This window comes from Variovorax sp. 01N429 (assembly GCF_056399425.1).
In genome coordinates, this window is sequence record NZ_JBFTRG010000074.1 from 1 (window position 1) to 547 (window position 547).

The following is a 547-nucleotide window of genomic DNA, read 5'->3' on the forward strand; positions in this document are numbered from 1 at the left end:
GGATCTGGGGGTGGCTTCGACTGACGCACCCCAGGTTTCCGTAACTTCCAGCGCGGCGTCCGGCACCTCGTCCGGTGTCCGGCCCCGGCTGCTCCTGCTCGACGGGCACTCCTTGGCGTACCGCGCGTTCTACGCGCTGAAGGAGGCCGCGATGTCGACGGCCACGGGGCAGCCGACGCAGGCGGTGTACGGGTTCACGTCGATGCTGGCGAACGTCCTGCGGGACGAGGCGCCGACGCACCTCGGGGTGGCCTTCGACGTGTCGCGGCAGTCGTTCCGCACCGACCGGTTCCCGGACTACAAGGCCAACCGGTCGGCCACGCCGGACGAGTTCAAGGGCCAGGTCGAACTCATCGTCGAGGTCCTGGAGGCGATGGGCATCCGCACCATGCGGGTGGAGGGCTTCGAGGCCGACGACGTGATCGCGACGGTGTCGACGCAGGCCGCCGAGGAGGGCTTCGAGGTCCTCATCCTGACCGGCGACCGCGACTCGCTGCAGCTGGTCACGCCGGACGTCACGGTGTTGTACCCGATGATGGGCGTCAGC

At 69.3% G+C, this 547-nt stretch carries 1 protein-coding gene; it reads left to right on the top strand.

The genetic code is table 11. From position 1 onward, the window contains the following. Positions 1 to 547 (top strand): 5'-3' exonuclease (locus AC1DSF_RS30640; protein WP_478184077.1); only part of this gene is annotated, 547 nt, incomplete at both ends.